Source organism: Micromonospora sp. L5 (assembly GCF_000177655.2).
Classification (GTDB): Bacteria; Actinomycetota; Actinomycetes; order Mycobacteriales; family Micromonosporaceae; genus Micromonospora; species Micromonospora aurantiaca.
Genome location: NC_014815.1, coordinates 6,342,333 through 6,361,143 on the forward strand (window position 1 = coordinate 6,342,333; position 18,811 = coordinate 6,361,143).

Below are 18,811 nucleotides of genomic sequence, written 5' to 3' on the forward strand. Positions count from 1 at the left end.
CTCAGCCGGCCGCCGCGGTTGCCCGGCGGCGGATCTCCCGCTGCCACCACCGGTAGGAGTCGATCTCGGGACCGAGGGCGAGGGCGGAATCTCGGGAGTCCCGTGCCCAGTTGGCGGCCGTGTCGGCCGGTACGCCGGTGAGCGCGGCCACGGCCGCCGCCGTGTGCGCAGGCACATGACCGGCGGTGCGCCGGGCCTCGGCCGCGAAGGCGGCGCCCTGGGCCAGCGCGGCGCGCTCCTTGCCGTCCAGCGTCTGGAGGTGTTCGAACTGGCGGTCCGAGCAGCCGCCCGCGTAACAGACGGCAAGGCCGACACCGGCCCACAACTCGGGCCGCAGGCCCGGTGGGAACCCTTCTATCTGCCGGCCGATCGCCGGGACGTCACCACACTCGACGAACCACAGGCTGCGGCCCAGCCCTTGCCGGAGCACCGTCTGGACGGGATCGTCGCGGTCCGGCCGGCGGGCCAGCCGGCGGATCGCGCCCGGCCCGCCGAAGAAGCCGCGGGCGAACCCGGCGCCGTCCAGGGCGAGCCAGCGCACCAGCGGGTCGAGCGGCAGCCGGCGGTGGACGGTCCGCCAGGGCAGCACGGCGGCCGCCCAGCCGGCCCCGACGTGGACGAGGTGGACGAAGCCCGCGCCGGGGCCGTCGAGCAGGTGCCCCAGCCGGGTCTGCCGGCCGTCCCGGCTCCCCGGTGCCGGGGCCCGGCGCGGCGTGGCGAGGTCGGCCAGGGCCGCGGCCAGCGCGGCCCCCTCGTACGCGAACCCGCGGTTGACGGGTTCGATCAGTGCCAGTTCCTCGTGGATGTCGCGGCGTCCGGCACGCCGCAGCCGGTAGCCCTCGACGAAGGCGAGCGCGCGGGTCTGCAGGAGCAGCCGGCTGGTCACCTCCCCGCGCCGGTGTCGCCGCCCGGCGAGTTCGACGAGCGCCGGCGACAGGGGCGGCACGAGCAGACGCCCCTGTCCCCTGCCGCTTGTCACCGGTAGGACCGATCGTCGTCCGGCCCTCCGCCGGCGGGGGCGAGCCGCCGGCCGTGCGCGTCCCGGGGGTCGCTCAGGGGCGTCACCAGCCGGCGGGTGATCACCCCGAAGGCGGCGGCGACAGCGGCGTTCACGGCGGCGATCTGGGCGCAGGACCACCCGATCACCCCGAACGCGGCCAGGAGGTTGAACAGGGCGAAGAGTGCCACCTGGAGGATGACGGGCTCACGCTTGAAGATCATGTCTGCTCCGTTCGTTGTCGAGGGCGGGTCAGGCCGCCTGGCGGGCGGTGGCCCGACGGGGCCGACGGGCGAGCCCGTGCCAGTACGTGAGCTGCCCGCTCCGATAGGCGTCGAGATAGAAGTCGGTGGCCGTGCGCCACTCCGCGAGTTCCTCCGCCGTCACCACTGCGGCGAGTTCGCCGGCCCGCTCGGTGGTCGCGTCGGCGATGGTCTGGAAGCAGGCGACGGCGGTGTCGGTCGCGTCGACCAGGTGCACGTCCACCAGGCCCGCCGCGGTGAACAGGTCGTCCGACCGCGAACCGCCGGGCAGCGGGCGCAGCCCGTCGAGGTCCCAGGCGCGGCGTTGCGTCGCCGCGGTCATCTCCGGCCCCGCCAGGGTGTCCGCGAAGACCAGCCACCCGGCCGAGCACAACGCCCGGCGGGCGTTGCGCAGCGCCGCCACCGGGTCCGACAGCAGGGACAGCGAGTCGACGACCAGCGCCAGGTCGTAGAGCCGGTCCGGTTGCCACCTGGTCACGTCGCCCTCCACGAACGACACCCGGGCCATCCCCGGGCCCGCCTCGGCGCGTGCCCGGCGGGCGCAGGCGAGCTGGGCGGCGTTCAGCTCCACGCCGGTGACGGCGCACCCGGTCCGCTGGTTGAGGTACCGTGCGACCGCGCCGGTGCCGGAGCAGAGTTCGAGCACATGGGTCAGCGGGCCGACCCGGAAGGTCGCCGCGACGTCGTCGAGCAGGCGTGCCCCGGCGATGTTGGTGAACTCCCACCCGCCGTGGACCGGCTCGTAGACGGTCGTCCGCCAGAGCGGGCCGGTCACGGTGTCGTAGATGCGGTTCTTGTCGTCCTCGTCCGGGGCGGCGTTCTCCCGCGACGCCCCCGGCGGTGCTCCGGTCATCTCCTGCTCCTCCTGTCACACGCGTCGGCTGATCGCGCGGTCATCGCCCACCCGACCGGATGGGACGGCGTCACATCCGTCATCTGCGGCGGGTGTCGACGGGGCTGCGCACCGGACCGAGCGGCGGCTGCTCGATCACCCCCGCCGGCGCGGTCGCGGCGACCAGCGGGCGGCCGAGCGGCGCGAGCGGCGAGTCGGCGGCCCAGACGTTCTCCGCGAGCCAGTACTCGACTGTGGTGCGGGTACGGGTGAAGAGCACCTGCTCGCCGTCGGCGGACGGCACGGGGTAGCGGACGCCCGGCCCCGCCTCGGTCACCACCCGGCCGGTGCCGTCGGGTAGCTGCTCGTACAGTTCCTCGACCTTCGAGGCGACCATCGTCGACAGGATCCGGCCGTCCGCAGTGGACCGCGGGTTGTTCCGCTCCACGTAGTCCGGACCGGCCAGCGTCAGCAGTTCCCCGCTGTCCAGGTCGATGCGGTAGAAGCCCCAGGTCCAGTTCCCTCCCCGGGTGGACATGAAGACGACGCCGCGCCCGTCGGGGGTGAAGGCCGGCGCCTCGTCCCACCAGCTGTCCTCGGTGAGGTTGGTGATCCGGCCGCTGTCGAGGTCGAGGACGAGCAGGTTCGCCTCGAACGGCTCCGTCTCGCTGCGGAACACCAGGCGCCGCCCGTCCGGCGCGAAGGAGACGGGCGCGTGCAGTCCCCGCAGGTCGTCACGGTCGGCCGTCCAGACGCGCGGCTGCCCGCCCGCCACGTCGACCGTCGCGATCTCCCATCGCGAGGTGGGATCGGGCCGGAGCGCGCAGGCGATCGTCCGGCCGTCCGGGGACCAGGAGGGGAAGGCGGCCTCGCCGGCCGGCACCGGCTGGGACACCCCGGTCGCCAGGTCCAGGATGCGCAGCGCCGAGCGGCCGTCCGCCTCGGTGCCGTACACGATCCGGCGGCCGTCCGGCGCGAAGGACGCGTACCGGGGTTTCTCCTCGGCCGGCACGAGTTCCCGTACCGCCTTCGTCCGCCGGTCCCACACCGCGATGCCCGCGCCCTCGTCGACCAGCCGGTGGAAGAAGAGGTGGTTCCCGTCCCGGGTCCAGGTGGGCCACCGGTCGTCCGCGCCGGTGACGACGAGCGGCCGGCCCACCCCGTCGGCGAGCCGCTGCACCCAGATGACGGACCGCCCCTCGTCGCTGCGGGAGAAGGCGACCGCCGGCCGGGTCGGGCAGATGGTCGGCTTGTAGTCCCACGAGGAGCCGTCGGTGACCGGGATCGCCTCCCCGGTCCGGCTGTCCAGCAACCACACCGCTCCCGCGCCGGTGTCGTACGAGTGGCAGACCAGCCAGCGTCCGTCCGGCGCCCAGGAGCAGGCGCCGGCGCGGCCGGGCTCGGTGGTCACCCGGCGAGGCGCGCCGCCGTCGGCGGACACCACCAGGAAGTGCCGCCTGCCCCAGGGCCCGCCGACGTAGGCGACGGTCCGGCCGTCCGGCGACCAGGAGGGGTACTCCTCCTCGTGTCCGGCCGAGGTCAGCTGGCGGGTCTGGCCGTCGCTGAGCCGGTACAGCCAGATCGCCTTGTGACCACCGCGGGAGGAGGTGAAGGCCAGCTGCTCGTTGTCCGGCGACCACTGCGCCTCGATGTCGTCACCGGTACCCCAGGTGCCCTGCTGCCATTTCCCCGTACGCAGATCGAAGAACCACAGATTGACCGATCCGTTTCGCTTGGAGGAGGCGACGAATCTCGTTCCGTCGGGCGATATCGCCCCGTCCCCGGAACCGTTCGGATCGGCGGCGAGAAGCCGGAGGCGGAATCCGTCCGTTCCCGCTCCGGCGATTCCTGCGCCCCGGGCCGCCCGCTTCACGACACCGGCCGGTCACGACGGACCGAACCATCGGATCGGCGACGGGCCGCTGAACTGAATCGCACGCCAAACCTCCCTGAATCACACGTCACTGGCTTGCGGCGGTATCCCGGCGCAGCGATCAATTCGTACCGGGGCGACGCGAGCCCGAACTTCTCGGATCTTGCTCGTATCGACGGACGACGCTTGAGCAAGATGCGAGTGGAACGCCGTTGTCCGGCGGCCTTGAATGGTGCGGAACCGCCGGGCGTCCGGCCGGCCGACCAGGGAGGGATCTCCACGCGTGAATGGACTTTCGGCCACGAACGGCGTGGTGCACCCGTTACTCACGCCCCCGGCAAGCACGCAGATCTTCGACGGTTCGGCGCTGCCCTGGACCCGGTTGGCGGGACTGCTGGAGGCCGCCCGGTGGACCGCCTCCAGCTGGAACCGGCAGCCCTGGCGCTTCGTCGTCGGGCGCAACGGCGACCGCACCTTCCAGGAGGTGCACGGCGCGCTCACCCCGGCGAACCGCACGATCGCCGGCGACGCCGGGGCGCTGGTCCTGGCCCTGCGTCAGGTCCGCGGCGTCGACGGCGCTCCGCTGATCGGCACCGAGTACGAGCTGGGCCTCGCGGTCGCCCGGCTCAGCGTGCAGGCACGGGCCACCGGCTGGCACACCGTGCAGCTCGGCGGCTTCCGCCGTCGTGCCCTGGTGGCGGCGTTCGAGGTGCCTGCGGAGTTCGAGCCGTTCGTCGTACTCGCCGTGGGGCGGGCCACCGCCGACCCCTCCCGGACTCCCGTGCCCCGCTCCCGGCTGCCGCTGGCGGACATCGTCTTCACCGGCAGCTGGGGCGCGCCGTCGGACAGAGAGGGGCTCTCGTGACCGGCACGCCCGACCCGGCCGCACCGGCCACCGCCACCCCGGCCGCCTGCGCGCCGGCCTGGCCCGGCGACTGGGCCACCGACGGCCTGTGGCGGCTGATCTGGTTCGGGCCGGCCCACCAGGGCTGGGAGTTCGGCTCGTACGCCGGTCCGGCACTGCTCGACCGGGCGGTCGAGGAGCTGCCGCTGCACGCCTCGGACCGGGTCCTGCACCTCGGCTCCGACGGCGGGGAGACGTCCCGGTACCTCGCCCTGGGGGCGGGCTGTGCGGTGACCGCTGTGGAGCCGGACCCGGTCCGGCGCGGTCACGCCCGGCGCCGCGCCCGGGCGTTGCCGCCCGACGTCGCCGCGCGCGTACGGATCGCCGGATCCACGTCGGAGGGCACCTCCGGCCCGCCCTTCGACCGGGTGCTGGTGCTGCAACCGGCCCGCACCGGGGACGACCTGGCGGCAGTGCTTCGTCAGGCCGCCCTCGCGGCGCGCCCCGGGGGACGGATCCTGCTCGGCGAGCTGGTCCACCATCGTCCCGGCCGGCCCCGCGGCGCCGCCCCGAACGGGTTGGAGGTCCGCCTGCGGCAGGCCGGCTTCGCCGGACCGCGGTCGGTCGACATCACGGACGAGGCGGTGGACGCGCTGCGCACGGCGCAACTGACCCTGATCCGGCGCCACCACGAGGTGCTGCGTCACCTCCCGCCCGCCGCCGCCGACCAGTTCCTCGCACTGATCCTCACCGCGCAGGCCGACCTGCGCGAGGGCCGGTCCCGGTTCTGGGCGGTGAGCGCGACCCGGACGTCCCCGGTACCCGGCCGGGTGTGACCCGTCACCGTGCGGGCGGGCGCCGCGTCAGCCGACCGGCTCGTCCTGCCACACGCTGCGCTGCCAGTCCTGGCCGGACGCGAGCATCCGTTGCAGGTCGATGAGGAAGTTCTCCCAGCCGATCTGGTGTCGATCGGCCGGGCGGCCGCCCAGGTCGTGCTGCACCCGCACGGTGGTGCCGCGCCCGCAGGGACGCAGCGTCCATCGCACGACGCTGTCCCGGTGCCCACGTTCCCGCCAGGTGTACGCCAGCGACCGGGAGGGCTCCAGGTCGACGATGGACCGGGGACCGAGGTCGTCCCCCCAGCCGAAGTCGTACCGGCCGCCGACCCTGGGCGAGACCACCGCGGTGGCGGCGATCCACCGCTCCAGCTCCGCCGGCACCGTCAGCGCCGCGTACACCCGCCGGGCGGGGACGGCCAGTGTCGCCTCTGCCCGGGCGGTGCCGCGCCGGGGCCGCGCGAAGTCGTGCCGGACGACCGGGCGGCCCTCCAGGTGGTTGGCGAGGTTGCCGGCGGCGAGGCACCAGAAGTCCAGGGCGGAGGGGTCGTCGGGGCCGCCGCCCGGAGGCGACCACTGGACGAACCGGACGCCGGTGCGCCCGGTCGGCACCGACACCAGCTCGATCTCCACCGGCGAACCGGCGCCGGCCTCCCAGCAGAGCGCCAGCCGCCGGCCCGGTTGCGCATCGATCGTCCGCAGGGCGCCGCTGGCCCATCTCGGGGTGAAGCTTCCATCGGTACGGAAGCAGCCCGCGTCGGGCTGCGTCTCCACCCGCTCGGCGAACCAGCCGGCCAGCGCCTCGTGATCGGTCAGCGCGGCGTAGACGGCCGACCGGCGGGCGTTGACGGTCGTGGACACCATCAGACGTGCCGGTGCCATGGCAGCTCCCTCCACCGAGCGGTCCGACACGAGGTGGGAAGATCCTCCGGCAACTTCGCATCCCGCCGAGCGCCGCACTAGGACTAATAGTCATAGTGGAAGCCGCAGCCGCCCACCGCAAGGAGGACATCGTGGCAGATCCCCATCGGCCCGGGGCCCCCGGCCTGCCGGCCACCGCGTACGCGGTTCTCGGTCTGCTCTCCTTCGGGCGCGAACTGACCGGTTACGACCTGCGCAAGTGGTCCATGAACATGCGCTTCTTCTACTGGAGCCCGGCGCAGAGCCAGGTCTACAGCGAGCTGCGCCGGCTGCTGGCCCAGGGCTACATCAGCGAGCGGCAGGAGACGCAGCGCGGCTCGCAGACCAAGCGCCACTACCGGATCACCGACACCGGGGTGGCGGCCCTGCGGGCATGGCTGAGCCGGGACGAGGTGGATCCGCCGGTGATCAAGCACAGCGTGATGCTGCGCCTGTTCTTCGGTCACCAGGCGGACCCGGAGGAACTGCACCGCGCGCTGCACGGCTACCTGTCCTGGCTCCGGGAGCAGCGTGCCGACCTGGGCGAGGTCGGGCGTGGGCTGCTGCCCGACTTCCGGTACCCGCATCTGGTGGCCGTGTGGGGCCAGGCCTATTACGCCGCGGAGACCGCGGCGGTCGAAGCGGTGCTGGCCGAACTCGAACGTCTCCGGCCGCCGGCGACGCCGGCCGGGCCCTCTGCACCGCCGGGACCGCAGGACCACTGAGACCCTGGGCGCGCGACCGGGGCCCGTCCGTCCGGACGGGCCCCGGCGGGTCCGGCGTCAGTCCCGGGCGGATGCGCCACCCGGTGCCGGCCGGGAGGCCGCCGCGCCGGCGGACGAGCCGGCGGTGCCCGACGTCGGCGGCGCAATGGCCGGGCCCCCGGCGGGCGCGGAGGACCCGCCCGCCTCGGGGCCCAGCAGCTGCGCGGCGAGCGCCGCACCGTCGTAGTAGACGCGCCACCGGAAGATCCGCCCGTCCCGGAACTCGAAGGTCTCGGCCACCTCGGCCTTCACCAGCCGGTTGGTCGGCGGGACAGTGCCGCCCGGCACCTCCAGCGGGCCGGTCTGCAGACCTCCGCCGGCGTGCTCACTGGCCACCTTCTCGCCGTCGGCGATCAGGTTGGTGATGAACAGCCGCGCCTCGGGCAGCGCGGTCTTGGAGATCGAGAACCAGCGGCGCAGTCCGTCCGGCCCGCGGTAGATCTGCCCGGCCGGCACGTCGTGCAGTTCGAAATCGTCGGTGACGCTCTCCACGATGGAGTCGAGGTCACCCTGGTTGTACCACTCGAAAATCTGGTGGATGAGTCGGCTGTTGCGCTCCGGTGCGCCGGGGTCCCCGAATCCCAGCAGCCCACTGAGCAACGTCCGGAGTTGTTCGCCGAACACGCGCAGGTCATTCACGTGGCTCTCCTATTCTGCTGTGCCGCTCCTCCATTCGTACGGCCGCTGCGGTCATCGAACTTCTCGCAGCTTGCCGCGCTTTCCGGGCCGGACGCGGACGGCCGGCGGACGGCCGCGCAGCAAGGGGGAAGAAGCCGCACGGGCGGTGCGCACCTACCAATGGATGGAGATCGGTGTGCCACGTCTCCGAACGGAGATCGGTAAACGATTCTTCAAGTCGGCTGAGGAGCGGCCCCGCCGATCTTCCTGGGGAAGCGCCCGCCCACGGCCGCACAACTGTGAGGAAGGACAGAATGCCTGCACTGCTGCATTCCCACGAAGTCAGCCAACTTCTCGAACTGGTCCAGGACCAGCCTGGTTCCACCTCCGTCTTCCTCGACCTGCTCGGCCAGATCAAGGACCGGGTGGCCGCCGCCATCGACGCCGACCCCCTGGTCGCCGAGCGTCTGGGCGGCAACCGGCACCGGCTGATCGACATCGAGTTCCGCGAGGAGGAGCAGAAGGTCGCCGACGCCCAGGTGTCGGTCCGCCTCGCCGAGGCGGTCATCTACGACTACGACCGCAGCGTCCTCATCATCGCCGTGCTGGACCTGCGGGCCGGCGTGGTGGAGGCGATCGTCGAACGGCCGGGCATCCAGCCCGCGCTGACCGCGGAGGAGCGGGAGGAGGCGTACGAGCTGGTCGTCACCGACGACCGGTACGAGGCGCTGCGTGCCCGCGGCCCGGTCGACATGGTGGCCCTGCCGGCCCGGGCGGCCCAGATCGAGGAGAACCCCCGCTTCGGCCACCGGCTCTTCCAGCTCTACTTCTGGTCCCGCGGTGACGCGCCGGCCCGGGTCGGGCAGGCGGCGGTCGACCTGAGCACCCGCGAGGTCGTCCCGACCGACGAGGCGCGGGGCACCGCGTCGGGGCCGCAGACCCAGGCTCCCCACAACTGACGAGGAGACAACCAATGCCTGGCGGTTACATCACCCACGCCAACTGGACCTTCGGATACTCGATCAACACGATGCAGGGCACCGGGCTGCGGCTCGCCCACGCCCACTTCGACGGCCGACCCGTCCTGTTCCGGGGCGAGCTGGCCTTCACCCTGGTCGACCACGGCCCGACCCACGGCGTGGCCAAGAACGGCCTCGGCGCCCGGGGCGGCGGGTCGCCCCTGGTGCCGCTGCTGCCCACGGCGCCCAACGCGGCCGGGAGCGACCTGCCCCCGACGGCGATCGCCACCAACGACAGCCAGTACGACGCGGCCGCCAATCCGACGGGCGCGGTCCACGTCGAGCGGTACGGCCCCAGCGGCATCGAGCCGGCGAAGGTCGCCTTCTGGGCGAAGTTCCAGGCCGGTGACTACCAGTACGTGCACCGCTGGGAGCTCTTCGAGGACGGCGTCATCGCCGCCTCGGTGGGTGTCGGCGGGCGGCCGGCCGCCGGCCCGGTTGCGGGCCTGCCGCACACCCATCACCACTACTACCGGCTCGACCCGGACGTGGCGACGATCGGCGGGAACACCGTCCAGCTCGGCACCCGGGGCGGGGCTGCCGCGACCCAGTGGCAGAACGTGGCGCGTGGCGCCCACACCCTGGAGCCCGGCTCCCGGCTGCGGGTGGCGAGCGAGGCGCCCAAGCCCAACGGCCTGCTCCGTTCCTACGAGCTGCTGCCGGGGTCGAACATCGGCCCGGACGGCCGCACCAGCAGCGCCGACCTCTGGGTCGCGCCCTACCGGGGCAACCTGGACGACGGCTACGAGGTCGGCACCGACGACAGCGTTCTGACCTCGAGGTACGCGGCTGAGACGGGCGCCTCGGTGGGCGAGGAGAACGACGTCAGCCTGTGGTACGCGCTGCGGCAGCACGTCGAGCCGCGGACGGCGGGCGAGGAACACCGGATCGTGCCCTACCGCTTCACGGGCTTCCGGCTGGACCCGCGCGACTTCCTCGACGACACTCCGAACCGGCTGTACCGGACCTCACCGCCCTCGCCGTGAGGCGGGCGGCCTGATCCGAGGTCGAAAACAGGGGTGGGGCCCTCGGCGGCCCCACCCCGTCGTCGCGTCCCCGGACGGTCAGCCCGTCGGCGGCTTGAGCCGGTCGGGGGCCGGCTCCCACAGCTCGATCCGGTTGCCTTCGGGGTCGATCGCCCAGCCGAACCGGCCTTCCGGATAGTCCTCGGGCTCGGGGCTGACCTCCACGCCGGCGGCCCGCAGCTGCGCGAGCATCGCCGCCATGTCCCGGACGCGGAAGTTGAGCCGTACCGCCTGCCCGGTCTCCTCCTCGACGTCGGCGCCGTACGGCGCGAAGACGGTGGGGCCCTGCTCCTGCCACCAGTCCCGGTCCTCGTCCGGAGTGGGCGGTGGCGTGAGGCCGAGGTGGTCGACGTACCACTTCGTCATCGCCGTCGGGTCCTTGACCCGGAAGAAGAGACCACCGATGCCCGTCACACGTTCCACAGGGAACCTCCGTCTGATCCGCCCCGCACCCGACGGGGCCGGGCGCTCACGTCTCGTGCACTATGACTGTCAGTCATAGTGCACGAGACGCACGATCCACGCCAGCCGGACACGGGTGGGCGGGCCGTCAATCTCCGGAGCCGCGCCCAGCCGGCACCAGACCGGCGAACCGGAGCAGTTCCACCATGCCGAAGACACCGTTCTGACCGGCCAGAGTGGGTCGCCAGGCGGGGTAGGCGGAGCAGTACGACATCGGGTCTCCCTTCAGGATTCCCAGCAACACCTCCGCCACCAGCCGCCCGCCGACCGGGCCGAGCCGGTGCCCGCCGGTGAGCACCTCCGCCTCCTTCAGGATGTAGTACCAGAGGTAGGCGGGACCGTCGAAGTCCAGCAGCTCGTCGGAGAGCGGCACCTCTCCCATGGCGCGTGCGACGTCCTGGCCCGACGGCAGCTGCTGCGCCTCGCTGCGCAGCATGTTCCGCACGGCCAGCGAGCCGAGCGACTTCGCGAGCGCGCCCTCCTTCGCTCCCGGCACCGCGCTCACCGGCAGGTTGAGCAGCGCCGACGTGAGCGAGGCGCCGAACGCCTTGGCCCGCTGGGGTACCCGGTTCGGGTCGGTCCGGAAGAACAGCGACCAGTCGATCGAGTGCTCGGGCAGGATCCGCCCGCCCCGCAGGTCCGCCCGCGGGCTCGGGGGCGCGTTCCGATCGGCCGGGAACAACGGCGCGCTGAACTTCTCGTTGATCTGGTAGCGGGGCAGGATCGTCGAGTGCATCACCCGGAACGCGGCGACCGCGAACTCCACCGGGATGTACGGCACCGGACGGGGGTCGTAGAAGCGCAGGCCGTTCTCGAAGATGTCGTCGACGATGTGCTGCCCGACGAAGAGCGGCAGGTACTCGTGCACCACGATCCACTGGAAGTGCCAGCGGACCAACTGCTGTGCCTTGTAGGTGAGTTCGTTGTAGTAGTTGTCGAGGGAGAGCAGATCGTCGAGCCGGCCGGCCGGCGCGTCACCCGGGGCCGCCGGTCGTGACCGGACCCGGTCGCCGACCGCGTCGGTGAGGCTGCCGTCGGCCAGCCCGTCCACCACGCGGTTGTGGAACTTGATGAACGCGAGGTGGATGTGGGCGATCAGCATGTTCTCGTCGTTGCGCGGGTCCCCGATCAGCGGCACCCCCTCGGCGGTCCGCGCGAAGTCGGTACCGCCCGGCCCGAGTACCAGTTTGGTGCCGTGCGACGCCTGGTCGTAGAGGTAGGGGTCGACTGTCGGCCCGGCGCCGTAGAGCGCGTCGAGGTCGAGCCGCGGCGGCCGGAACGCCTGGATGGCCTCCGGGTCGACCTGCTGGTTCAGGATGGTGGTGGGGTCGAAGGTGATGTTGTGGTCGATGAACTGGGCGAGGTAGACGAAGCCGGTGTCGACCGGGCCGAGCTTGTCCGGGGTGATCTCCCCAGCGTCCAGCCGGCCTCCCGGAAGCCCGTACTCCTCGGCCAGCGGCAGGCCGGTCGGGCGACGGGGCGGCAGGTTGGGAAACATCCGGCCGAACCGGCCGTGCTGTGCGGTGTTCCCCGGGGGAACGTGGAGGCCGCGGTGCTGTGTGACGCCGTGACGCATGGCAGTCCCTTCATGAGGCTGACGCGAAGGGGCGCGACACCTGGTCGCGCCCCTTCGCCATTGATAGCCACCGTCGGGTGCCGGGGTCTTCTCCCGGCTTGCGGATCCGCCACGCAGCCGCGGACGCGCCCGGCCGCTCAGCCGGCGAGGAAGCCGCCGTCCACGGCGAGCACCGCGCCGGTCACGTAGCTCGCCTCGGCCGAGGCGAGGAAGACGGCCGCGCCGACCAGGTCCTCCGGCTCCGCCACCCGGCCGATCGGGATCCGCTGGGCCAGCATGGCCTGGACCTCGGGGGCCTGCAGGAGCGGCTCCATCATCGGCGTCCGGGTCGCTCCGGGGATCAGTTCGTTGACCCGTACGCCCTGCGGGGCGAACTCGGCGGCCCAGCTCACCGTCAGCATGTGCAGCGCCGCCTTCGCGGCGGCGTACACCGCACCGCCCGGAGAGCCCCGGTGGGCGCCCGCGGTGGTCACGTTGACGACCGACCCGCCGCGCTCCACGAGGGACGGCAGAGCGGCCCGGGTGACGAACAGCGGCGCCTTGAAGTTGATCGCCAGGACCTCGTCGACGTTCTCCTCGGTCACCTGGCCGGCGGTGCCCATGCTCATCACGCCGGCGTTGTTCACGACGACGTCGACCCCGCCGTGGCTGTCCAGCACCGCCCGCACCAGCCGGCCGGCCTCACCGGGCCGGGACAGGTCCGCGAGGACCGCCTCGGCCCGCCCTCCGGCGGCCGAGATCCGCTCGACCACGGCGTCGGCGCGTTCCTTGTCCCGGCCGTGCACGACCACAGTGGCGCCCTCGGCCGCGTATCCCGCGGCGATGGCCCGGCCGATGCCGGAGGTGGAGCCGGTGACCAGCGCTACTCTTCCCTCGAGACGGTTCATGACGGCACTCCGATCGACGTGTGGTCCGGGCTGTCGGTCCGGTCCGGCGACGCGGCGGGTCGCGGCGGCCGGATGACGAGGGTGAGCAGCGCGGCGGCGACGAGGATCACGGCCGCGACCTGGAAGGCGAGCACCGTGCCGCCGATGGCGGCGGCGTCCTCGCCGGCGCCGTCGGAGACCATCTGCCGCGACCTCAGCCCCGCGAGACTGACCAGCAGCGCCAGGCCGACGGCACCGCCGATCTGCTGGGCGACGGTCAGCATCCCCGAGCCGAGGCCGGCGTCCTCGGCGGTGGTGGCGGACATCGCGGCGGTGGCGAGGACCGGCACGGCGAGCCCGGCGCCCAGCGCGACGAGCACCATGCCGGGCAGGATGTCCGGCAGGTAGCGTTCGGTCCCGTCGATCCAGGACAGGTAGAGCAGTCCGGCCGCGGTGAGCAGCGGTCCCACGAGCAGCACCGGCCGGGGGCCGAGGCGCCCGACCAGGCGCTGCGAGAGCGAGATGCCGATCAGCAGGCACACGGCCATTGGTACGTACGCCAGGCCGGTCTGCAGCGGCGACCAGCCCAGGCGCTCCTGGACGTGCAGGGTGAGCAGGAAGAACATCGCGAACAGGCCGGTGGTGAAGAGCATCATGGTGCCGTTCGCCGCGCTGCGCGTGCGGTTGGCGAAGAACCGCAACGGCACGAGCGGGTACGCGACCCTGCGTTCCTGGAGCACGAACGCCGCGAGCAGCACCACGGCCACCGCCAGCGGAACGAGCGCGCGAGGGCTGCCCCAGCCGGCGCCGGGCGCCTCCAGCAGCGCGAACACCAGGGCGGCGAGGCCGACCGTGGCGGTGACCGCGCCCGGGATGTCGACCCGTTGGCGAGCGGCCGTCGCGGCGGGCGGAACCAGTGCCGGCACCAGCGCGAGCACGACGACCGCCACCGGCAGGTTGATCAGGAAGACCAGCCGCCAGGAGACCAGGTCGGTGAGCAGACCGGACAGCACGTAGCCGACGATTCCGCCGAGGGCGGCGATGCCGCCCCAGAGGCCGATGGCCTTGGCCCGCTCCGCGCCCTCCGCGAAGATCAGGGTGATCAGGGCGAGCGCGGTCGGCGAGGCCAGCGCGCCGCCGACGCCCTGGAGGAACCGTGCCGCCACCAACTGCCAGGGCTCCTGCGCGACGCCGCAGGCGAGCGACGCCACGGCGAAGACGGCCACACCGGCGAGGAACACCCGACGGTGCCCGACCAGGTCCCCGGCACGTCCACCGAGCAGGATCAGGCCGCCGAAGGCCAGCAGGTAGCCGTTGACGACCCAGGCCAGGCCGGTGGCCGAGTAACCGAGGTCCTCGCGGATGGACGGCAGCGCGACGTTCACCACCGTGTCGTCCACGACCAGCATGAACTGCACGAAGCAGAGCAGTGTCAGCGCCCACCAGCGCCGGCGTACGGGTGAACGGGGCTCATCGGCCGCAACGGCCATGTCTCCTCCTGGGTTAGTGCACGACGTCTCACGCGCGGCGTGACTCGACGACCATGGGCAGGCTGTTGGGCAGGCCGCCCTTGGCGACCGACGGCTTCACGACGTGACCGGGCACCGGCCGCAGGCGCAGCCGGCGGACGAGCGTGGCGAACACGACGAGCATCTCGGTCATGGCGAACTGCTCGCCGATGCAGATGTAGCGGCCGGAACCGAACGGCAGGAACGCGTTGCGGGGCACCTCTGCCGCACGTTCCGGCAGCCACCGGTCCGGGTCGAACCGGAGCGGATCGCGGTAGATCCGGGGGTCGCGGTGGATCGCCTGCGGGCTGAACATGATGGTCGCGCCGGCCGGCAGGGCGTACCCGCCGAGTTCGACGGCCCGGGTCGTCTGGCGGGTCAGCACCCACATCGCGTACAGCCGCAGCACCTCGCTGAGGAAGCGCCGGGTGTACTCGAGCTTCGGCAGGTCGGCCGCGGTGACCGGCCGGTCGCTGAGCACGTCCGTCAGCTCCTCGTGCAGCCGGCGCTCGACGTCCTCCCGCTGGCCCAGCTCGTACGCCGCCCACACCAGGGCACCGTTCGTGGTCTCGGTCGCGGCGGTGGCGATGGTCATCACCTCGGCGTGGACCTGCAGGTCCGGCATCGGCTCGCCGGTGTCCTCGTCACGGGCCGCGAGCAGCATCGACAGCACGTCCCCGTGGTCGACACCGTCGCGCCGGTACGCCTGGATCATCCGGTCGATGATCTGGTGCAGCCGGTGCAGCGCCCGGTCGAAGCGGCGGTTGCCCGGGGTGGGAAGGGCCGCGAGGGCCGGCATCATGGTGCGGACGGCCACGCCGCTCACCGCGATCGGGATCGACGTGCGGAACTCCTCGACCGCCTCGCGCCCGATGTCGGAGGCGAACAGCGCCTTCGCCGCGACGGTGAGGGCGATCTCGCGCATCTCCTGTTCCATCACGATCCGGTCGCCGTCGCGCCAGCCGGCGATCCGCTCGCCGGCGATGGCGCGCATGACGTCGACGTAACCCGCGACGCGTTCCTTGTGGAACGCGGGCTGCATGAGGCGGCGCTGGCGGTGGTTGAAGTCGCCGGTCGAGCACGAGATGCCGTTGCCGAGCACGAGCTTCGCCTTCTCGACCAGAGGGCCCTTGCCGGCGAAGGCCGGGGCGTCGGTGACCAGCACGCGGCGCAGCAGGTCGGCGTCGTTGACCACGTAGACCGGTTTGCGGCCGAGGTAGATCCGGACCACCGGCGCGGTGTCCCGGGCGCGCTCCATCAGCCGGAGTCCCTGGCTCATCAGCAGCGGTGCGTGCCCGGCTATGGGCAACCGGCCGGGCAGCACCGGCACCTCTGGCTTCGTCGTGTCTGCGGCGACCATCGGATCCTCCCCGGCGGTTCGCGCCCCACCCGGCTGGCAGCGCCGGCCGGGATGCACCGCGGGCGAGCGGCGATCAGCCGACGGGACGGCGGCGCACGGAATCCGTCGCCGCCCGACGCCCTCTATGACTAACAGTCATAGTGGAGTATGACTATCAGTCAGTGCAACCCCGGCGCGCCGTTCACCTGCCGGGCGAGGGGTCGTCCCGCCGGCGCCGGTGGAGCAGCCGCAGTCCGACGACCAGCAGCACCAGCAGGTCGGCCCCGAGCAGCACGAGCACCCACGGCTCGGCCGACGCGCCGTGCGAGTGCCCGCCCCCCGCCGGATCGACCTGGACACGCGGATCGGGCCGGTCGCCGACGACTGCCGGCGGCGCGTCCCCACGTACGTCGAACCGGATCGTGCCGGCCAGCTCACGGCCGGCGCCGAACTCCGCGTGATAGGCCACCAGGTACGTCCCCTCGCCGGCCGGCGGCACGGCGATGCTGACCTGGCGTCCACGAACGACCGGGCGGCCGACCTGCGGCGCGATCCCGGGCGCGGCGACCGAGAGGTGCGTCCCGGAGCCGGCCGGCGGACGGTCGAAGGTGAGCGTGACCGAGGACGGCGGCCGGCCGACGACCGCCCGGTCCGCGGGCGCCGCGGAGACCATCCGGACCGGTGCCGCGGCGGACAGGATGCTCAACAGCGGTACGCCGAGCGCGAGCGCCGCCACCGCCGCACCGGCCGCCCAGCCCGTGCGGGCCGGCCGGGCGGCGGGGACGGGCACGTCAGGCCCCCGCGGGAGCGGGACGACGACAGCTGCACCGCATCAGTGCCCGCTCGTGCCACGTCGGACGCAGGTGCAAGCCGATCGCGATCACCATCGGCGCGAAGACCACGGCGTTGTAGAACAGGTGCAGCTCGACGCGCGGGAACACGACCTGGGCGAGGCTGGTCGGCACCGGGCGACCCAGCAGGTACTGACCGGTGAGCGACTGGACGAGCAGCAGCAGGTGCTCCAGGTGGTGCCACACCTGCACGCCGAGGGCGATGCCCCACCACAGCCGGGCGCGGCCGACGAAACCGTCCCGCAGCAGCCAGAAGCCGGCGAGCATCACCAGGGCGTATCCGTAGTGCAGCCACTCCGACTCGATCAGCCACGGGAAGGGCATGCCCAGCAGACCACGGGCGTCGGGCCGGCTCCAGCCCAGGATCCAGATCTGCGCGGCCTGCACGAGGTGCTCGGCCCAGTGGGCCAGCACGACGAACGTGAACACGTTGATCGCGGCGCGGTGCCAACTGGTGTTCCACGCCGTGACGAGCGACGTGGGGTTCACCGGCTGGAGCCGCCGAGGACGGTCGGACATCGGGCCTCCGGGGATCGGCGCTGACGGCGTGGCCGTAGCGGTCGGACGGCTTCGACGGTAGGAGCGGACCGGGTCCGGAACCTCTTCCCGCTTGCGGTCCGTCCCGGCCGGACGGTCCCGGCCCGTGCGGGCTGCCGGCCGGCCGCCGGAGGCGGGTCGCGCGGCCGGCGCCGGACCGGGCATAGTGGCCCGCGGCGCCATCGACCGGCGTCGCCGGCTCGGGGGAAGAGGTGGTGGGGAGTGACGACGCGCTCACGTGTCCGGCTGGCCCGGGCGGCCGCACTGGTGGCGCTGGCCGGAGGGACGCTCGCGGTGGCGGCGGCACCGGCGACGGCCGCGCCGGAGACGGTGAGCATCCTGAGCGTGTCGGCGGAGAACGTGAAACCCCGCGAGACGGTACGTGTGCAGTTCCGCGTCACCAACGACGGACGCCGCGCCGAGACGGCGATCGTGGTGGTGGGCGGCGGCCTGCGGTGCGCCACCGGCTGCCGGGCGGAGCCGAATCTCCGGCCCGGTCAGAGCCGGACCTTCGACGCGACACTCGTGGCCCCTGACGCTCGCCCGGGCGAGACCACCGGCCTCAACATCTCGGTCGGCGTGCGGCTCGCCGGGCAGAACAGCTACGCGTACAAGATGGTCTACGTCCACGGGCCGGGCGCCTCGCCCTCCGGCGAGGCCGAGCCGGCGGCGGGGGTGAGGGGGGTCTCCGGCCGGGTCGGCGACGCCGACGAAAAGGCCATCGGCGGGGCGGATCTGACCATCCGGGACAGTGCCGGCCACGAGTACCGGACGACCAGCGACCGCAGCGGCCGGTTCTCGATCACGTCCAGGGCAGGCAGGACGATCGCCGAGGGATCCATCACGGTCCGCGCGACCATGGACGGCTACCGCACCGCCCGCGCGACCGTACGGGGCCGGGCCGGCGACGTCGCGACCGTACGGTTGACCCTCTCCGCGGTGCCGGCGCCGACCACGACGTCGCCGTCGCCCACCGCGGAGGCGAGCCCTCTCGCCGAGGCGGCTGACGACGGCGCCCCCGCGGCCGCGCCGCCCACACTCACGGCCACCGGCGACGAGGGCGGCAGTACGTCGATGTTCCTGCTGGGCGGCCTGCTGGTCGCCGCGGGCCTGGGCGCGCTCGCACTGGTGATGGTGCGGCGCAGGAGCGCACCGGGCGCGGAGGCGGAGGCGGCCGCTCTCCCGGCGGCCCGGCTGCCGGCCGGCGGAGACCTGGCCGACGCGCCGACCGCGATCCTGCACATCGGGCCGGCCGGCGGAAGCCCGGCTGTCCCGGGTCCGCCGGGGCGCGCGAAGGCTCGCCCTACGCCGTCCGCTGCGGGCCGACGACGCTCCAGCAGAGGCCGGCAGGGTCGCGCAACATGACCTGGTGCGACGGGGCAGCCGGCGGCTCGAGGTGGGCGCCCGCGGCCACCGCCCGCCGCAGCACCGACTCGGGGTCCGTCCGCTCGATGGTCAACACCTCGTCACGGTCTGCGGCCACCGACGGGTCGCCCGCCTCCCACCACTCGCTCACGGTCAGGTGATGGCCGCCGACGGCCAGTTCCGCGTGCACGACATGCCCGTCGAGCAGGCACTCCCGTTGGATGGCCACGGCGTCGAAGACGTCCGTGTAGAAGGCGATCGCCTCGCTTGTGTCGCTGACCGTCAGGTGCGGTCCCGTACGCTGGTCCTGTGCCCGCATGAGACTGCTGTCCCTTC

Annotated in this window: 20 protein-coding genes; 6 read left to right on the top strand and 14 right to left on the bottom strand. The window is 73.1% G+C overall.

Annotated elements, in window-relative coordinates; all coding sequences use genetic code 11:
• Nucleotide 1 precedes the first annotated feature (1 nt).
• The 4 genes from ML5_RS29120 to ML5_RS29135 form a co-directional block, all read right to left on the bottom strand.
• On the bottom strand, nucleotides 2-946 hold the full coding sequence (locus ML5_RS29120) for a DUF1702 family protein (RefSeq protein WP_041784327.1): 945 nt from the start codon (nucleotides 944-946) through the stop codon (nucleotides 2-4).
• 29 nt (nucleotides 947-975) lie between these two features.
• Entirely contained in the window at nucleotides 976-1,221 is a 246-nt protein-coding gene (locus ML5_RS29125) for a hypothetical protein (RefSeq protein WP_013285672.1), read from the bottom strand.
• Nucleotides 1,222-1,249: 28 nt separating this feature from the next.
• Complete coding sequence (locus tag ML5_RS29130; RefSeq protein WP_013477250.1) at nucleotides 1,250-2,113, bottom strand: class I SAM-dependent methyltransferase; 864 nt, start codon at nucleotides 2,111-2,113, stop codon at nucleotides 1,250-1,252.
• 79 nt (nucleotides 2,114-2,192) lie between these two features.
• Nucleotides 2,193-3,965: a DPP IV N-terminal domain-containing protein gene (locus ML5_RS29135; RefSeq protein WP_013285670.1), complete on the bottom strand. Its 1,773-nt coding sequence runs from the start codon at nucleotides 3,963-3,965 to the stop codon at nucleotides 2,193-2,195.
• A gap of 283 nt (nucleotides 3,966-4,248) precedes the next feature.
• Here ML5_RS29135 and ML5_RS29140 point away from each other — a divergent pair, with 283 nt between their 5' ends.
• Nucleotides 4,249-4,830 carry a nitroreductase family protein gene (locus ML5_RS29140; protein WP_013477251.1) on the top strand — a complete coding sequence of 194 codons (582 nt, stop codon included), beginning with the start codon at nucleotides 4,249-4,251 and terminating at the stop codon, nucleotides 4,828-4,830.
• Nucleotides 4,827-5,645 carry a class I SAM-dependent methyltransferase gene (locus ML5_RS29145; RefSeq protein ID WP_013477252.1) on the top strand — a complete coding sequence of 273 codons (819 nt, stop codon included), beginning with the start codon at nucleotides 4,827-4,829 and terminating at the stop codon, nucleotides 5,643-5,645. Before ML5_RS29140 ends, ML5_RS29145 begins: the two co-directional genes overlap by 4 nt.
• A gap of 27 nt (nucleotides 5,646-5,672) precedes the next feature.
• Here ML5_RS29145 and ML5_RS29150 read toward each other — a convergent pair whose 3' ends face one another.
• Nucleotides 5,673-6,527 carry an SRPBCC domain-containing protein gene (locus ML5_RS29150; protein WP_013285667.1) on the bottom strand — a complete coding sequence of 285 codons (855 nt, stop codon included), beginning with the start codon at nucleotides 6,525-6,527 and terminating at the stop codon, nucleotides 5,673-5,675.
• Between the two features lie 131 nt (nucleotides 6,528-6,658).
• Here ML5_RS29150 and ML5_RS29155 point away from each other — a divergent pair, with 131 nt between their 5' ends.
• On the top strand, nucleotides 6,659-7,270 hold the full coding sequence (locus tag ML5_RS29155) for a PadR family transcriptional regulator (protein ID WP_013477253.1): 612 nt from the start codon (nucleotides 6,659-6,661) through the stop codon (nucleotides 7,268-7,270).
• Nucleotides 7,271-7,327: 57 nt separating this feature from the next.
• Here ML5_RS29155 and ML5_RS29160 read toward each other — a convergent pair whose 3' ends face one another.
• Entirely contained in the window at nucleotides 7,328-7,948 is a 621-nt protein-coding gene (locus ML5_RS29160; RefSeq protein WP_013477254.1) for a nuclear transport factor 2 family protein, read from the bottom strand.
• A 293-nt stretch (nucleotides 7,949-8,241) separates the two neighbouring features.
• Between ML5_RS29160 and ML5_RS29165 the strand changes: the two genes are divergently transcribed.
• Together ML5_RS29165 and ML5_RS29170 are read left to right on the top strand one after the other, a co-directional pair.
• Nucleotides 8,242-8,886, top strand: coding sequence for a hypothetical protein (locus ML5_RS29165; RefSeq protein ID WP_013285664.1), 645 nt, complete (start codon nucleotides 8,242-8,244; stop codon nucleotides 8,884-8,886).
• A gap of 14 nt (nucleotides 8,887-8,900) precedes the next feature.
• Entirely contained in the window at nucleotides 8,901-9,932 is a 1,032-nt protein-coding gene (locus ML5_RS29170; protein WP_013285663.1) for a hypothetical protein, read from the top strand.
• A gap of 78 nt (nucleotides 9,933-10,010) precedes the next feature.
• Here ML5_RS29170 and ML5_RS29175 read toward each other — a convergent pair whose 3' ends face one another.
• The 7 genes from ML5_RS29175 to ML5_RS29205 form a co-directional block, all read right to left on the bottom strand.
• Complete coding sequence (locus ML5_RS29175; protein ID WP_013285662.1) at nucleotides 10,011-10,394, bottom strand: VOC family protein; 384 nt, start codon at nucleotides 10,392-10,394, stop codon at nucleotides 10,011-10,013.
• Nucleotides 10,395-10,521: 127 nt separating this feature from the next.
• On the bottom strand, nucleotides 10,522-11,931 hold the full coding sequence (locus ML5_RS29180; protein ID WP_236619320.1) for a peroxidase family protein: 1,410 nt from the start codon (nucleotides 11,929-11,931) through the stop codon (nucleotides 10,522-10,524).
• A gap of 215 nt (nucleotides 11,932-12,146) precedes the next feature.
• On the bottom strand, nucleotides 12,147-12,896 hold the full coding sequence (locus ML5_RS29185) for an SDR family NAD(P)-dependent oxidoreductase (RefSeq protein ID WP_013285660.1): 750 nt from the start codon (nucleotides 12,894-12,896) through the stop codon (nucleotides 12,147-12,149).
• Nucleotides 12,893-14,365, bottom strand: coding sequence for an MFS transporter (locus ML5_RS29190; RefSeq protein ID WP_013285659.1), 1,473 nt, complete (start codon nucleotides 14,363-14,365; stop codon nucleotides 12,893-12,895). Before ML5_RS29190 ends, ML5_RS29185 begins: the two co-directional genes overlap by 4 nt.
• 28 nt (nucleotides 14,366-14,393) lie before the next feature.
• Nucleotides 14,394-15,743 carry a cytochrome P450 gene (locus ML5_RS29195; RefSeq protein ID WP_013477256.1) on the bottom strand — a complete coding sequence of 450 codons (1,350 nt, stop codon included), beginning with the start codon at nucleotides 15,741-15,743 and terminating at the stop codon, nucleotides 14,394-14,396.
• A 181-nt stretch (nucleotides 15,744-15,924) separates the two neighbouring features.
• Nucleotides 15,925-16,512 (bottom strand): copper resistance CopC family protein, encoded by a 588-nt coding sequence (locus ML5_RS29200; RefSeq protein ID WP_013477257.1) that lies wholly within the window; start codon nucleotides 16,510-16,512, stop codon nucleotides 15,925-15,927.
• Between the two features lies 1 nt (nucleotide 16,513).
• Nucleotides 16,514-17,092, bottom strand: a complete 579-nt coding sequence (locus tag ML5_RS29205) for a hypothetical protein (RefSeq protein WP_013285656.1) — start codon at nucleotides 17,090-17,092, stop codon at nucleotides 16,514-16,516.
• A 240-nt stretch (nucleotides 17,093-17,332) separates the two neighbouring features.
• Between ML5_RS29205 and ML5_RS29210 the strand changes: the two genes are divergently transcribed.
• Complete coding sequence (locus ML5_RS29210; RefSeq protein ID WP_013477258.1) at nucleotides 17,333-18,475, top strand: carboxypeptidase-like regulatory domain-containing protein; 1,143 nt, start codon at nucleotides 17,333-17,335, stop codon at nucleotides 18,473-18,475.
• On the opposite strand, the gene ML5_RS29215 is transcribed toward ML5_RS29210, so the two are convergent.
• On the bottom strand, nucleotides 18,414-18,794 hold the full coding sequence (locus ML5_RS29215; RefSeq protein WP_013285654.1) for a glyoxalase/bleomycin resistance/extradiol dioxygenase family protein: 381 nt from the start codon (nucleotides 18,792-18,794) through the stop codon (nucleotides 18,414-18,416). The two genes, ML5_RS29210 and ML5_RS29215, sit on opposite strands and share 62 nt — an antisense overlap.
• Nucleotides 18,795-18,811 lie beyond the last annotated feature (17 nt).

Coding starts and splice junctions, on each gene's coding strand:
- ML5_RS29190 (WP_013285659.1), bottom strand. CDS start 14,365: ATGGCCGTTGCGGCCGATGAGCCCCGTTCACCCGTACGCCGGCGCTGG.
- ML5_RS29170 (WP_013285663.1), top strand. CDS start 8,901: ATGCCTGGCGGTTACATCACCCACGCCAACTGGACCTTCGGATACTCG.
- ML5_RS29205 (WP_013285656.1), bottom strand. CDS start 17,092: ATGTCCGACCGTCCTCGGCGGCTCCAGCCGGTGAACCCCACGTCGCTC.
- ML5_RS29185 (WP_013285660.1), bottom strand. CDS start 12,896: ATGAACCGTCTCGAGGGAAGAGTAGCGCTGGTCACCGGCTCCACCTCC.
- ML5_RS29125 (WP_013285672.1), bottom strand. CDS start 1,221: ATGATCTTCAAGCGTGAGCCCGTCATCCTCCAGGTGGCACTCTTCGCC.
- ML5_RS29165 (WP_013285664.1), top strand. CDS start 8,242: ATGCCTGCACTGCTGCATTCCCACGAAGTCAGCCAACTTCTCGAACTG.
- ML5_RS29215 (WP_013285654.1), bottom strand. CDS start 18,794: ATGCGGGCACAGGACCAGCGTACGGGACCGCACCTGACGGTCAGCGAC.
- ML5_RS29195 (WP_013477256.1), bottom strand. CDS start 15,743: ATGGTCGCCGCAGACACGACGAAGCCAGAGGTGCCGGTGCTGCCCGGC.
- ML5_RS29130 (WP_013477250.1), bottom strand. CDS start 2,113: ATGACCGGAGCACCGCCGGGGGCGTCGCGGGAGAACGCCGCCCCGGAC.
- ML5_RS29150 (WP_013285667.1), bottom strand. CDS start 6,527: ATGGCACCGGCACGTCTGATGGTGTCCACGACCGTCAACGCCCGCCGG.
- ML5_RS29180 (WP_236619320.1), bottom strand. CDS start 11,931: ATGTTTCCCAACCTGCCGCCCCGTCGCCCGACCGGCCTGCCGCTGGCC.